We start from the raw sequence: 14009 nt of genomic DNA, 5'->3' as shown, positions 1-14009 counted from the left end.
GCTTGAGTTGTTCGGGATAACCCCTGAAGCCAATTCGAAAGGAGGAAAAAGTGATCGAGGTTATTTCTGCTCCTGAGAATGTCGCCGCATTTCGCGTTGCCGGTACCGTGACCGCGCAGGATTACGACAAAGTCATCCCGGCCATCGAAGAGAAGCTGAGCGAACATGAGGAGATCGGCGTCCTGGCCGACCTTACGGATTTGGAGGACATGACGGGCGACGCCTTGCGCCGCGATCTGCAGTACGGTTTGAGCAAACTTGGCGAATTCCACCGCTTCCAGCGTGCCGCAGTGGTGTCCGAAAAACAGTGGATCAAGGCAGCTACGGAGATGACGGGCGCGCTTTTCCCGCAGATCGAGGCGAGGGTGTTCCCGAAGGACGAAAAGGCCCAGGCTCTGGAGTGGGTAGCAGGTGTCCAATAGCAGCATCTAGCTGATCTTCAGACCGCCTTAGGGAGTCGCCATGCCAACCACCTACAACAAGCGGCAGGATTCGGAAGGCCTGTGGGAAGTCTATGACGGCGAGAGCGAGGAAGCCGTCATAGTTGACGGCATGCCGCTTTCCGGGCTGGATGAAGTTGAAGCCAACGAAGCCATTAGAAGGCTCAAGCGGGGCGAACTGACGTCCGACAATATTCCCCCGACGGCTCAGTCCGGGTGGCCTCCGGCTAAAGACGGCACATAATGGGTTCAGGTGTCTTGATCCCTCCGTCGTCTTCGAACAGAGAGCGGACCGATTCAGTGTTGCAAAATCGCGAACCGCGTAAGCCGTTGTCCAGAACCGCACTGGCAGCAATCGCACTTATCTGCGCGCTAATTCTTGCTGCGTTTTTCATAGGCTTTGAATATTCGGCTCCTAATGCAGGCGCGCTCGTTATTCCCGGAGGATCGCAACAATCGCCGTAATGCCCCCATCGCTGTACGTTGCTTGCCGAGTTCGTCGGGCCAGCACGAGCGAGGTTGCAGGGACCACATTTCCAGTGCATTCTCGCCATCGTCCATGACCAAGCAGTATCTCAACCATCAGTTGGAGTGCCCTTATTGCCTGACAATAAGGCTGAGGATTCCGGCCGACGCCGGTCCTGACGACCGGATCTTTTGCGACGACTGTGGCGAGTTCCTGGGAACCTGGGACGATCTGCTTACCGATTTTGAGAGGCAGGGCGGGCAGGATGGAGTATTCCGTCTCGACAAGGGCCGCATCAGGCGGATCGATTGAGCCGCAAGCGAGGCAACCATCGCCTCGGCGGCCTCTGCTCACCAGCGTAACGCTTGCAGCGCCTGACCATGCGACGCGAGTCGCCGGAAAATTTCCGGCGATGCTGAATTGATGTGGAACTTGTTGCTGGCCGGTGGGGTTATCGGACGCCTTCACGTTTAGGAAGGCTAGCTCCAACCCCAGCGGGAGAAGACCATGGCCACTGCGAAGAAATCCACGAAAGCGACAACCAAGGGTCTTGAGGACCTGTTCCTCGACGGGCTCAAAGATCTTTACTATGCCGAAAAGAAGATATTAAGGGCCCTGCCGAAAATGGCGAAAGGTGCTGAGTCGGAAAAGGTGACTGCCGCCTTCGAAAAACATCGCATGGAAACGGAAGGTCACGTCGACCGCCTCGAGGAAGTGTTCGAGAAATTCGGCAAGGCAGCACGCGGCAAGACCTGCCCGGCGATCGACGGCATCATTGAAGAGGGCTCCGAGATCCTCGAAGACTATGAAGGTGCTCCTGCGCTCGACGCCGGACTGGTCGCAGCGGCGCAAGCCGTCGAGCATTACGAGATCGCCCGGTACGGCACTCTGATCGCCTGGGCAGAACAGATGGGAAAGGCCGACGTTGCCGCCCTTCTCAAAGCGACGCTCAAGGAAGAGGTCGCAACGGACGAAGCGCTGACGGGTCTAGGCGAGGGGGGTGTCAACCAACGCGCTCTTCAAGCGGCCGCATAATTGCTTGTGCCATCGGGTTGCGGAGCCCCGGCAGGGATCGCCAGGGCTCCGCTCCGAAGAGGCGGGTATCGGGCTTGCCATCCGGAATTCTTGAACCGGCCTGACTGACCGTCAGTTGCAGGAAAGGCACTGCGCAGTTGTCAGGCGGAGAGAGCAGGATCATGGATCCCGTGTTGTGGATAGCTTTCCTGGGGACCGTAATCTCGATGCAGGCCCCGCCCGGCCCCGACAGCATGCTTGTGACAGCACGCGGAATTGCTCACGGACGAAGTACGGCGTTTTTCACGGTGCTGGGCATGACCGTCGGAGCGGGGCTTGTTCAATTGCCTCTCCTCGCGTTAGGCGTGTCTTCATTGGTTGGGGCGTCGCCCCTCGCATTCAGTCTGCTCCGATGGTCCGGCGCCGCTTACCTGTGTTGGCTCGGAATAAGCCTATTGCTCTCGTCAGCCACGGAAGTTGCCATCGAAGAGCATAGAAATCTTGGTCCGCTAGCGGCTGCACGAGAAGGAATGATCGCCAACCTCATAAATCCCTGGCCAATGATGTTCATGGTTGCGTTCCTGCCGCAATTCGTTGACCCGGCTCGAGGATCGGTGACGCTGCAATTGCTGTTGCTGGGTGGGACACAGAAAATCACAGGTGTATTGGTGCTGGGCGCGTACGCGCTCGCGTCCGGTGCGGTTGGCGAGTGGATCCTGAAGCAGCCAAAGATACGGCTCTGGCAGCAGCGCATCGCCGGCTGTTTTATCATTGGCCTGGGCATTCGCATGGCCGTGAGTGGCGGAGCGACCCGTTAAACTAGCCGACCCCGCGGCTATCGTATCCCTCTTGCCTTCACAGTCGCTAACCAAAAGGCGGGCGATTGCCCGCCTTCCCATGGTTCAGTTCTTCGACTCGCCGCCGAGCTTTTTGACATTGCTGCAGAATTCAGGGTGGGTTTTGGCGGCGTTGGGGTTTGCCATCTCCTCATCGCAGACTTTTGTCATTGCCATGCGGTCCTCGTCCGTCAGCGCTTTCCACGCCGTCGTGAACGCGTCGTCCGACCGCAGAGTCTTCATGCTGGAGTCCGTGTAGAACGGCTCCATCTTTGCAGGGTCATCCAAGGCAGACGTGCCTGTGTCGGCGCCTGCCGCGAGAGAAACGCCGCTTACCAAAGAAAGCGCCATCGCGCCTAAACAGATCATCTTGTAGTTCATGGCAAGACCCTTTCCGTTGTTCAAAGGTTGCTAATGCAACCGCCTGCTGGCAAACGGCGTGTTTCAGAAAAGGTTCCTATCCCGCTTGCCGGCAGGCCGCCCGATCGGCGCTTTCTACAGTCCGCGTGGCGTCCTGTGCATCCGGCACTGCCCGCCGCCATTAATGCGGCATGGCCTGCCGACGGAACAAAGCGCCTGCTTGGCTGTTCGATTCCGAACACGAGAGCCGTCCGATGATCGCCTGCTGCAGCTTGTTTCCATAGAGGATGATTAATCCGATGGATGTCTCCATTGGCCTCCACGTCACGCCAGCGGCAGTGCGTGCCCAATGAGCGAACTGGCTCGCAAGGACCCCGGCCGAAAAGAGCCGCGACGGGAGGGTAGCGGCATCGGCCGGGCCCTTGGGCTCGGGCTGATCACCGGCGCGGCCGACGACGACTGCTCGGCCATCGGAACCTACGCCAGCGCCGGGGCCAGGTTCGGTCCCGACCTGCTCTGGACCGCGCCACTTACCCTGCCGATGATGTACACTGTCGTGTATCTCTCATCGAAGCTGGGCCAGGTCTCCGGACGCGGGCTCTTCCAGGTCATTTCCGACTTTTACCCGCGATGGCTCTTGTGGTCGGTGTTGGTGGGCGTGCTGATCGGCAACACCATCGAGGCTGCCGCGGATCTCGGGGCGATGTCTGCGGCTCTCAATCTGTTCGTCCCGCTGCCGGTTCCGTTGATCGTGGTTGGCGTCGCCGCCATTATTTTCGCTCTGCAGGTTTTCGGCTCCTACAAACTGATCCGAAACGCCTTCCGGTGGCTGGCGCTGACGCTGCTTGCCTATGTGGTTTCCGCCGTCCTCGCGAAACCGGACGCATTGTCTGTTCTGTACGGCACTCTGATCCCAAAAATCGAGTTCAGCCGTGAGTACCTGTCCATCCTCGTTGCCATCATCGGCACGACGCTCTCGGCATATCTCTATACCTGGCAGTCCAACCAGGAGGTCGAGGAAGAGATTGCAGAGGGCAGGACGACTCTCAAAGAGCGGAAGGGAGCGACGGAAGGCGAACTTCGCCGGTCTCGCCGCGACATCTTGATCGGTATGACGTTTTCCAATTTGATCATGTATTTCATCATTCTTTCGACGGGATCAACCCTCTATGAGGCAGGTCAGACCCAGATTGAGACAGCCGCCCAGGCAGCCGAAGCGCTGCGGCCGCTTGCCGGTGATGCGGCAGGAATTGTCTTCGCAGCCGGCGTGATCGGCGTCGGCTTTCTGGCCGTTCCAGTCATGACGACCGGCGCCGCCTTTGATCTTGCGCAGGCGATGGGTTGGAAGCACGGCATGAACGACAAACCTCGCCAGGCTCCCAAATTCTACATCGCGACCGGAGTGATCACACTGTTGGCGGTGGGGCTCAATTTCATCGGCTTCAACCCGATGAAAGCCCTGGTCTGGTCCGGTATTGTGCAGGGTTTTTCTACTCCGCCTCTGCTGCTGCTGATCCTCATCATGACCAACAACCGCAAGATCATGGGCGACAAGGTGAACAGCCCCGGCACAAACGTCCTTGGCGGCGTGACGACATTGGCGACCTTTGCTGCGTCAGTCGGGCTAGTGGCGACCTGGTTCATCTAGCGATACGCCGGCATCGCGCGATCTGTTGAAGAAGCGCTCGACCAAGTTTCGCAATCAGCAAACCCAACGGCTGAAGCAGATCGGCTGGGCGCAGCGGAACTCGCGCTGCTCTCGCCCGTTAGCTTTTTTCAGTCGACATCCTTCGCACAGGAGCCCGCCATGCTTATCGAGCACCAGAGCAAGCGGCCGAACATCGATCCAACCGCCTATGTGGCTCCGACAGCGGTGATCTGCGGAGACGTGGCGATCGGTCCACACACGCACGTCTTGTTCGGGGCGGTGATCGAGGCGCATGGCGCGCCGGTACGGATCGGCGCCCAGTGCGTCGTCCGCGAGAACCTCAACATCCGCAGCACGAGTCGGAACGCCGTCGAGATCGGCGATAATGTCCTGATCGGGCCGCTCTGTTCACTCAAGGGCTGTATCGTCGCGGACGAGTGCTTCCTGGCAACGGGCGTCAAAATCTATCAGGGCGCGGTCATTAGGCGACGCACAGAGGTTCGCATCGACGGCGTGGTCCACGTGCGCAGCGTCCTGCCGCCGAACTCGCTCGTCCCGATCAAATGGGTGGCGGTCGGCGATCCCGCTGAGATGTTCCCGCCCGACAAGCACGAGAAGATCGACGCCGTCCTCGCCAAGATGAACTTTGCCGAAGAGGTCTACGGGCTGCAGCGACAGTCCGGCATCGGCGTCGACATGGACATGAAGAAGGTCACCCAGCGCGAGGCGAGCGGGCTCGCCGATCATCGCGACGACCGGGAGCTATAGCCAGGAGCAAGGATCACGACGGAGCTTCCGCCGTTCCTTCACCTCGGCTCCGCCGCCCTGCCAGCAACGGCAACAGCCCGGCCAGCGCCGACCCAGACGATCGGAAGAAGGAGTCCGAGTATGCGCCGGGCTTGGATCGCAATAGGCCCCGGCGATAGCCTTCTGGTCGCATCCAACCCGGAAAAACGAGGCGGCTGCGGTCGCTTACCCCCAGCAGCCCTGGTTTTCTGAACGAGAGCGATGCATCCGGCCGGATGAATGGAACATCTGCCGACAATTGCCGTTGATATGCTCATCAGGCGAAAGGGGCGCACATGTCAAAACTTCAGGCGGCAACTCCAGAGGATTTGCAACGGCTCAAGCTCGAAGCGTCGGCTTACTTTGGCCCGAAAATGCTCAAAGAATCACTATTGCGACTTTGCCAGGTGTGCGGAAGCGATAGCCTTGAGCGGTTCGAGAAAAACATGGTCGATCAGATCGAGGCAATGCAAGATGATGATAGGGCCAACTTCGAAACACTGAAGGAATTTGCCATCGAACAGCTTTACGCCTGCGTTCGAGAGGTCAAGTCTTCACCTGACATGAAACAGCCACTGGAGGAAGCAGAAACCCGACGGACATCTGGTCGGTCGCAAAAGCCGGAAACCCTGGAAGACCAGCTGCAGGCCGGCCTCGAGGATTCTTTCCCCGCAAGCGACCCGCCTGCTGTGGTGTCTACAGCGATCCCCGGCGGATCGAAGAAGCTGGTCGGGACTGACGAAGTCCTGAAAAAGCAGCGAGAGGAGGCGGCTAAGAACAACAGCCGCTCATAGACAGTCGGTCCTAGTGACGGATGCTTTCGCCCACTTGGTTCTACGGCTCCAGTCAAGCATGCGAACAGACGGCCAGCATGCACCGGCGTCAGAGCTTGACGGCCGCCTCCCGCGCCCACAGCCGCAACTTCCGGCAGGCTTGGACGAACTTCTCAGCCGTCTTGTTTGATTCCAGCCTTATCAGCCCTTCATCCGCATCCGCATCGACGCCTGCCTTGGCCAGCAGCGCCTCGGCTCCCGACGTGAAACCGATGAATTTGCAATGAGCGAACGCATCGGAAACGAAGTCCTTTGCGGCGGCTTCCTTGGCCAGCAGTTCGGCGCCCGGCTCCGAGAGCATAAGCACGACCGCGTCGAACAGGACCGACGGACCGCCGTCGATCATGTGTCTCGCTTCGATCTGCGTGCCATCGGCCGCATCTACGCCGCCGACCTTTGCGGCGACGACTTCCATCACCGCGCCTTCCTTTTCGACCGCGGTTCGGAGTTGCTCGAACAGCGCAGCATCCACGCCGTCGCTGACCAGCACGCCGACCTTACGGCCTCCGAAGCTCTCCGGCCCGTTATTGATGATGCTGAGCGCCGGCGAGGGCTCCAGGTCGTCTCGCGGCGGCACCGCAGCGTCCGCCGGACTTGGCATCTTTCGAATGCCAAGCTTGTCGGCAACGGTGGCCGCCAGCGCCTCGTCGATGTTCAGCAGATGGGAAACCATTCGCTCGCGGATTGCCGGTGTCTGGACCTTGCTCAATTCGAATGTCAAAGCCATGACGATGTGGCGTTGTTCCGGAGGCGTCTGGCTGTTGAAGAACTGCCGCGCCTGGCTGTAGTGGTCGGCGAAGCTTTCCGCCCGCAGCCGCACTTTCTGGCCCTGCTCGGCATCGGCAAAGGAACGGTAGCCGCGCTGGGGATCCTCGCGCGGACCCATGCCCCACGAATTTGGCTCATAATTTGCACGGCCTACCGGATTGCGCATAGCCATGTGTCCGTCCTGCTGAAAATGAGCAAACGGGCACTTCGGTGCGTTGATTGGAAGGTGGGTAAAATTCGGGCTGCCGAGCCGCTTCAACTGGGTGTCGAGATAGGAAAAGTTGCGTCCCTGCAGCAGCGGGTCATTGGAAAAATCAATGCCGGGCGGCACGTTTTGCGTCATGAACGCCACTTGTTCGGTCTCGGCGAAGAAATTGTCGGGCATACGATCCAGGACCAATCGTCCCACCGGGATCGGCTTGAGGATTTCTTCGGGAATGATCTTCGTGGCGTCGAGGACATCGAAATCGAAGCTGTCCGCAAAGTCCTGATCGAAGAGCTGCACGGTAAGTTCCCATTCCGGGAAGTTGCCGGACTGGATCGCCTCCCACAGGTCGCGGCGATGAAAATCCGGATCGGCACCATTGATCTTGACTGCCTCGTTCCAGACCACCGACTGCATGCCGAGCTTTGGTTGCCAGATGAATTTGACGAAGGTGGATTCGTCGTCGGCGCTGACGAAGCGGAAGGTGTGGACGCCGAAGCCCTGCATGAAGCGGAAGGAGCGCGGGATCGCACGATCCGACATGATCCACATGATCATGTGCATCGATTCCGGCATCAGGCTGATGAAATCCCAGAAATTGTCATGCGCGGTCTGGGCCTGCGGGAAGTCGCGGTCCGGTTCCTGCTTGGCGGCATGGATCAGATCGGGAAACTTGATCGCGTCCTGGATGAAGAAAACCGGGATGTTGTTGCCGACCAGATCCCAATTGCCTTCCTTGGTGTAAAGCTTGACGGCGAAACCGCGCACGTCGCGGGCCAGGTCGAACGAGCCCTTGTTGCCGGCGACTGTCGAGAAGCGCACGAAAACCGGCGTCTTTTCGCCAGCACGCTGGAAAATGTCGGCGCGCGTGTATTTGGCTAGCGATTCATAGGTTTCGAAATAGCCGTGTGCGCCGTAGCCGCGAGCATGAACGACCCGTTCGGGAATCCGCTCGTGATCGAAATGGAAAATCTTGTCACGAAAGTGGGAATCCTCGATCAGCGACGGGCCACGCTCGCCGATCTTCAGAGTGTTCTGATCGTCGGAGACAGGCGTTCCGAGCGCAGTGGTGAGGACAGGCGTCTCGCCTTCCGCCAGTTGGTGAAGCTCACCGCCGTTTCCCCGCTCGACATTCTGGTTGCGACCGTTTGCGGGCCGTCTTTCTGAACGCTGCCGGGACTGCGCCATGACTGTTGCTCCTCGATGAATGAAGGCCGGAACCACCGGCTCAGGGCGTCGAACTTCCGGCGCGCCGCTTTGTTCCCGCAAAAGGACTGGCGCCTTTGCTTGCGGAACAATGGCGAATTGACGTCGCTGTCTGTCCAATGGAGCGACCTTGGCCGTGTTCCGGGCGGGCGGCACTCACCCGCAACAGGAGTTCAGCCGCGCAGTTACGCGATGTGCGTCCGCGCAATCCGAGATTTTCTAGCGACTCATTTCGATGTCCGGAACGATCCAAACCTTCATGCATTTAGCTAGGTCTTTGTTCATCAACTCGTTCTTGCTGGGAGCTGGACCATTGTCCTCCAGGGGCTATGCCTTGGCCAACCAGGAAACGGATGAAGTTTCCATCGTTGACCTGATACCTGCCTTGCGAGCCTTCGCCCGCACCTTCTGCCGTGTTCCTGACGACGCCGATGACCTGGTCCAGGAGACGTTGACCAAAGGGCTCGCCAACATCGATAAATTCGAGCCTGGGACACGCATGAAGTCATGGCTCTTCACCATCATGCGCAATACCCACTACACGCGTGCCAAGGCCGCCGACCGGGAAAAACCCGGCCTGCTCGACTGTGCCTCTTTGATCCCGATTTCGGAAGCTACACAGGAGTGGTCCGTTCAGAGCAAGGAAGTCTATGGCGCGGTCCAGAAGCTGCCGGAACATCAGCGCGAGGTCCTGATGCTGATCGGGGTTCTTGGCGTCAGCTATGAAGAAACTGCCGAAATATGCGGTTGCGCGGTGGGGACGGTAAAGAGCCGCCTTAACCGAGCGCGCGCCGGCGTCCTGGAATACCTCGGCGAATGTTCGCTGCAGACATTGGTGGAAAGACGCAATCACCTGTCCGAGGCACAGGGAAACTTGGCAGTCGACAGGCGTCGATAGCTAGTCCTCTTTCTTTGCCTTGCATCGACGCTTGTCGACAAGCGCGTTCTGCAATTGAACCGCAAGGTTGGTCAACCGGTCGGGGACCTTCTCCTGCTCGATGGCAGTCAGCAGAGATGCGATTTTCCGGTCTATTGCCAGCCGGAGTCGCGGGCTGATCGTATCGTCGCTCGAGCGAGACATCGTGTTCTCTTAACGAATTGGTCCCTTCACCAGTGTGGTGTCAGCAATCAGAGTTTGCAAGGATTCACGCGCCGTTCTCACAGTCAGCGCTGACCCTTGCACAGCATTGTTTCGAAGCCGCTGGTATCGTCAGGAAAGCCTGTGCCTTCCCTCCAATCCTCCCCGGGCAATATTCCCGGGCGCGCTCGACAAATTCGACTCTCGCGACCTCAGCTGGTCGCTGGTCATAATCGCGTCTGCGATTGCAACATTCGGCCTTAGGCGAGCCGATCTGCGGCATGATACTGATCGGAGTTGATCCGATTGCCATCGAACCTGCGTTGCTCGGTGTGCTGCTTCTAGGCTCTGGTGGACGCAACCGCTTTCCTCGGACTAGTCCTTGAGCAACCCGGTCATCGCGCCGTCGCCGGATCCTTTGTTCTGGCGGCCGAGGTGATGTCCCTTGCCGCCGTATGCCACCTAGTCCTCCTTAGGATTGTGGGCACTCACAGGCGCCTTTTCTATGTGACGCCCGAACAGTTATTGAGCCGTAATGTTCCCTCGGATGCAGCAAGAAGAAAGGCATTGCCATCCCACAGCCGGAACGGCTTCTCGCTGTCGACAACGACCTGCATGCCATGGGCTCCGGCGAGGCGGTGAACATCGGCACGATCCAGCGCCGGCGTTCCGCGGTAGGAGTAGTTCAGAAGTGCTGCCATGCCCGACGTCTTCAGAACACGCGCGATTTCCTTGAAATACCGCTCCGCCAAGCCGGCCAGCACCAGATAGGGGAAGCTGTCGACAGCCAGCACGCAATCGAAACTTGCATTGCCGAAATCGGCAAGATCGAGACCGGAGGTCGGCCGCACTTCTACATTGCGCAGACTGGCACATCGCTGACGAGCGATCGAAATCATCTTTGAGGATATGTCGATGCCGACGATCCGGTGCGCCGCGCTGGAAAGCGCGCTTTCGAAACGCCCGATGCCACAACCAATGTCCAGTATGTCCCGGTGGGCGCCGGTGAAGCCTTGTGTTTCCAGCCACGCGACGATCTCGTCGGTAGTGGCGGTGAGCTTCTCCTCGTCTCCCAACGAAGACAGCTGAACGCTCGCCGCCAGGGAAATCGCCGCCGCCGCATCGAAGCCGGCGGCCAGCCGCCTGACGACAGCGGCATCCGTTTCCCATTCACTGCGTTCGTGGCGAACGGCCGCGCCTGTTTCGCGCAGCATGGCAAAGATGTCAGGCCTGCGACGAAGCAGCTCGGCGATCCGCTCCAGTCTGTCCCCGTTCCGCAGGTCGGCTGAACACATATCCAGCGCCACATCAGCGAGTTCCGCAGCATCGAGCCCGGTTTCGAAGCGAAGCGCCAGTCTGGCAACGACGGCTTCGACGCAGGCGCCGTCGGCCATGCACTCTTCGAACACCATTCTTGCTGTCGACGCCTGTAACGACGGTTTTCGTCCAGTCGTGCTCATTGAGCCATGCTCCGCGTCCAGACCTTTCGCATCGTCCATTGGTCGACGGCACCCCAGCCATATTTGTAGGTCTCCTGGCCGCGCAGGAAATCGAACTCCCGCGCCCCTTCGCGGGCCGCCTCGGAAATCGCGTGACCGATCAGGATTGCGCCGGGACTTTCCTCGGCATAGGCCGGATCAAAACCGCCAAGGTAGGCGTAGGCGCGGTGGCGATGGTGAAATCCATAGTAGGCGCCGACGACCGCGTCATCGATAGCAACAAGCCAGCATCGCACAAGACCCTGTGCGGCAAGCAGGGCAAGCGCCTGCCGATGGAATTCTTCCGCAGCCGGATCGGCCAGCACGCCGTCACCATGCCCGGCCCAACGTGCGCCATGAAGGCGGATCAGGTGCTCGAAGAATGCTTTGGGACTATCTTGCACCGGCATGACGGAGACGCAGCCGCGCCTGCCTGCGGCTCTATGCGCGCGGCGCAGCTGGCGCCTTCGCCGCGCCGGAACGCAGACCGCAAGCGCATCGGCTCCAATGATCGAGAGCACGGGACAAGCGGCGTGATCGACGAGTTGACCCGCCTCCAGCGCAGGGTGCGTAATAGTGAGACCCGCAGCACCCGCCGGCAAATCCGGCAAAATCCATTGCGACCAATTGATCGCGAGAGCCTGGTCGGCGATTTCGGCGGCGACAGTCGCTTCGATGCCGGGGAAACACAGGACATCCAGATAATCGCTCAACGAAATCCCGACCGGAAGCAGTCTCGGCCCGGAAGGTGTGTGTTCCAGATAAAACGGCGCCAATCCCACCAGATCGTCGCCACGCCAGACGGCGATCGTAGCCAGCTCTCCGGGCGCAAACGTGCGCCACCACGGCACGAGCCAGGCGGGGCATTGGAACGGCGTCGCCGTCCGGCTATGCGCCCAGAGTTCCCACCAGCGCGGCGCCAGGGCCTCAAGGGCGGCCGCATCGTCGATGATCTCCGAGCGGAGCATGGATGCACTCACTGCGCCGCCGCGAGGCGCCTGCGGCCGCCACCAAGCCCCGCCAGCGCATGGTAGGCGTCCATGTAAGACGAAATCATGCGGTCGAGCGAAAAGCGCCGCCGCGCCTCGGCCCGGCATGTCTCGGCATCCAGGCCGGATGCTGCGATAATGGCCTCCGCCATCTCGTCGACGTCATTCACCAGAAAGCCCGTCTTGCCGTGCTCGACCACGTCCGGCAGCGCGCCGTTTGGAAAGGCGACAACCGGTGTGCCGCAGGCGAGGGCCTCCATCGCGACAAGCGAGCTGGTCTCCGCGGCAAGGCTGGGAATGACCAGGCAACGGGCGGCGTTGAGAAAGCGCCGTTTGGCGGTGAAGCCGAGCGGACCGAGGAAGCGGCGGTGCTTGTCAAGGCGAGGCTGGACTTCGTGACGAAGGTACAGCGTATGCGTTTCATAGGGGTAGACCTTGCCGCCGATGACCAGCGGCACGCCAGCCTGCTTGGCGGCGTCCAGCGCCAGATGGATGCCCTTTTCCGGGCAGATGCGGCTGAGAACCAATGCAAAGTTGCGCTTGGACTGCGGGCCGCTCAGCGCATCGATATCGACGCCGTTTGGAATGGGTGCAACGAGCTTGGTGCCCGGCGGTGCTGTCTTCTGCTGCGCCACTGAGACGGCGTGGAGCCATAGATCGTTGCGCACCGGGCGCAGAGCATCGGCCGGATACCAATCCAGCGGCAGGTGCAGGCTTACCAGTGTCGGGCCATGGTCAGGCAGATAGGCATGAAAATCGATGCCGTGCAGATGAATCACGTCGATCGACCAACGGGAGCGTGCCGCGTCTATCGCGGCGCGGTGGGAGCGCTGTGCCCGTGTTTTCGCCGCATCGTCGAGCACACCTGGTTCAGCCGGTGTCTCGATGAGGACGCCCGACGCTCTGGAGCCCTGGCAGCCGATCACGATGGAAATGTGCCCCGCGCGCACCAGTGCCTGGTCGAGCATCGATAGCACCTGCTCGGCACCGCCAACCGCATCCAGGCCGACTGGCGCGAGAGGGTAGGCGACGTTCAGGACGGTGAGGGTCATGGCCGGTCGAGCCGAAGCTCCTGATACGCAGCCGCCGCGGCGTGAAGCCAAACCGCCGGCTCGAAGCCGAGCGGCAGCGCCTCGTAATAGAGCTTGCCGTTGTTCGGCAGGGCCAGGAAATCATAGGCGGGCGCCACCCGGAAACGTTCGGCGCGCGCCGTAAACGGCGCCAGCGTCCGTTGCTGTGTCCGGTGGCAGGCCAGCATGCACTGCTTTCGTTCGAAAGCCGCTTCCGTAAGGTGCAGTTCGATGCACTCACTGCCGGGTCGGCTGTTGAAATCCTGAAGGACCACGCCCTCAGGTCCGGCGCAATAGAACGCCATTTCGACGATGGCCGGCGCCTGGCGTCCGTCGCGGCGCAGCAAATGGCAGGCCGCATGGACGGCAAAGGCGGTCGCGTCATGATCAGGGTGACCACCTTCATAAGGATGCGTGCAGACGAAGCTGACATCGCGATCGGCCAAAAGGCCGGTCAGCTCCCGTGCGAGCGAGCTAAGATTTCCGGCGGCTTGCTTGTCGGGATAACCGAGACTGATCAGGGCCGTCGACGGCAAACCCGCTGCCGCCACCGCCGTCTCCAACTCCCTATGGCGGGCCTTGGCGTAGTCCTGCCACGTCTCGAAACCGTATGCTCGCGCGTCATCAAGATCTCGCGGCGCACCGTCAGTGACATGAACGATGCGAGATCGGCGCAATCCGGCAAGATGCCCGCCGATGCCGATGGCCTCGTCGTCCGGATGCGCGACAACGATCATGATTTCAGCACCGTTTAAGCCGTGCCGAGCAGCACCAAGCAAGAGGGCCGCGAATTCGGCAAGCGGTCCGGACCTCTCAGGTGCGTGTTGCATGA

At 60.4% G+C, this 14009-nt stretch carries 15 protein-coding genes; 9 read left to right on the top strand and 6 right to left on the bottom strand.

All coding sequences use genetic code 11. From position 1 onward, the window contains the following. Positions 1-50: 50 nt before the first annotated feature. The 5 genes from EN885_RS00210 to EN885_RS00190 all read left to right on the top strand — a co-directional run bounded on the left by EN885_RS00210 (position 51) and on the right by EN885_RS00190 (position 2738). A complete protein-coding gene (locus EN885_RS00210) occupies positions 51-422 on the top strand; it encodes an STAS/SEC14 domain-containing protein (protein ID WP_158302615.1) in 372 nt (123 codons plus the stop codon). Between the two features lie 40 nt (positions 423-462). Further along, positions 463-684: a hypothetical protein gene (locus EN885_RS00205; protein ID WP_128241459.1), complete on the top strand. Its 222-nt coding sequence runs from the start codon at positions 463-465 to the stop codon at positions 682-684. 315 nt (positions 685-999) lie between these two features. Continuing rightward, a complete protein-coding gene (locus EN885_RS00200; RefSeq protein ID WP_095486378.1) occupies positions 1000-1218 on the top strand; it encodes a hypothetical protein in 219 nt (72 codons plus the stop codon). Between the two features lie 195 nt (positions 1219-1413). Then, complete coding sequence (locus tag EN885_RS00195) at positions 1414-1941, top strand: ferritin-like domain-containing protein (RefSeq protein ID WP_095486379.1); 528 nt, start codon at positions 1414-1416, stop codon at positions 1939-1941. A gap of 161 nt (positions 1942-2102) precedes the next feature. After that, positions 2103-2738: a LysE family translocator gene (locus EN885_RS00190; protein ID WP_348627356.1), complete on the top strand. Its 636-nt coding sequence runs from the start codon at positions 2103-2105 to the stop codon at positions 2736-2738. 84 nt (positions 2739-2822) lie between these two features. Here the strand turns inward: EN885_RS00190 and EN885_RS00185 are convergent, their stop codons facing one another. Then, positions 2823-3137: a hypothetical protein gene (locus tag EN885_RS00185; RefSeq protein WP_128241458.1), complete on the bottom strand. Its 315-nt coding sequence runs from the start codon at positions 3135-3137 to the stop codon at positions 2823-2825. A 328-nt stretch (positions 3138-3465) separates the two neighbouring features. On the opposite strand from EN885_RS00185, the gene EN885_RS00180 reads away from it, so the two are divergent. The 3 genes from EN885_RS00180 to EN885_RS00170 all read left to right on the top strand — a co-directional run bounded on the left by EN885_RS00180 (position 3466) and on the right by EN885_RS00170 (position 6344). Beyond that, entirely contained in the window at positions 3466-4764 is a 1299-nt protein-coding gene (locus EN885_RS00180; protein WP_128241457.1) for an Nramp family divalent metal transporter, read from the top strand. A 159-nt stretch (positions 4765-4923) separates the two neighbouring features. Beyond that, positions 4924-5532: a gamma carbonic anhydrase family protein gene (locus EN885_RS00175; protein ID WP_128241456.1), complete on the top strand. Its 609-nt coding sequence runs from the start codon at positions 4924-4926 to the stop codon at positions 5530-5532. 314 nt (positions 5533-5846) lie between these two features. Continuing rightward, positions 5847-6344, top strand: coding sequence for a hypothetical protein (locus EN885_RS00170; RefSeq protein WP_128241455.1), 498 nt, complete (start codon positions 5847-5849; stop codon positions 6342-6344). An 88-nt stretch (positions 6345-6432) separates the two neighbouring features. Here the strand turns inward: EN885_RS00170 and EN885_RS00165 are convergent, their stop codons facing one another. Then, on the bottom strand, positions 6433-8544 hold the full coding sequence (locus EN885_RS00165) for a catalase (RefSeq protein ID WP_128241454.1): 2112 nt from the start codon (positions 8542-8544) through the stop codon (positions 6433-6435). A 352-nt stretch (positions 8545-8896) separates the two neighbouring features. Between EN885_RS00165 and EN885_RS00160 the strand changes: the two genes are divergently transcribed. Next, complete coding sequence (locus tag EN885_RS00160) at positions 8897-9460, top strand: sigma-70 family RNA polymerase sigma factor (protein WP_128241453.1); 564 nt, start codon at positions 8897-8899, stop codon at positions 9458-9460. A 683-nt stretch (positions 9461-10143) separates the two neighbouring features. On the opposite strand, the gene EN885_RS00150 is transcribed toward EN885_RS00160, so the two are convergent. Genes EN885_RS00150 through EN885_RS00135 form a run of 4 tightly spaced genes read right to left on the bottom strand, consistent with a single transcriptional unit; the run spans position 10144 to position 14007 of the window. Next, entirely contained in the window at positions 10144-11100 is a 957-nt protein-coding gene (locus EN885_RS00150) for a class I SAM-dependent methyltransferase (protein WP_128241452.1), read from the bottom strand. Further along, a complete protein-coding gene (locus EN885_RS00145; protein WP_095486385.1) occupies positions 11097-12086 on the bottom strand; it encodes a GNAT family N-acetyltransferase in 990 nt (329 codons plus the stop codon). Before EN885_RS00145 ends, EN885_RS00150 begins: the two co-directional genes overlap by 4 nt. Positions 12087-12094: 8 nt before the next feature. Then, entirely contained in the window at positions 12095-13159 is a 1065-nt protein-coding gene (locus EN885_RS00140; RefSeq protein ID WP_095486386.1) for a glycosyltransferase, read from the bottom strand. Beyond that, positions 13156-14007 carry a PIG-L family deacetylase gene (locus EN885_RS00135; RefSeq protein ID WP_128241451.1) on the bottom strand — a complete coding sequence of 284 codons (852 nt, stop codon included), beginning with the start codon at positions 14005-14007 and terminating at the stop codon, positions 13156-13158. The genes EN885_RS00140 and EN885_RS00135 overlap by 4 nt, the downstream gene beginning before the upstream one ends. Between the last annotated feature and the right edge of the window lie 2 nt (positions 14008-14009).

Source organism: Mesorhizobium sp. M6A.T.Cr.TU.014.01.1.1 (assembly GCF_004022765.1).
GTDB classification, from domain to species: Bacteria; Pseudomonadota; Alphaproteobacteria; order Rhizobiales; family Rhizobiaceae; genus Mesorhizobium; species Mesorhizobium mediterraneum.
This window is presented reverse-complemented; position numbering and strand designations above follow the sequence as displayed.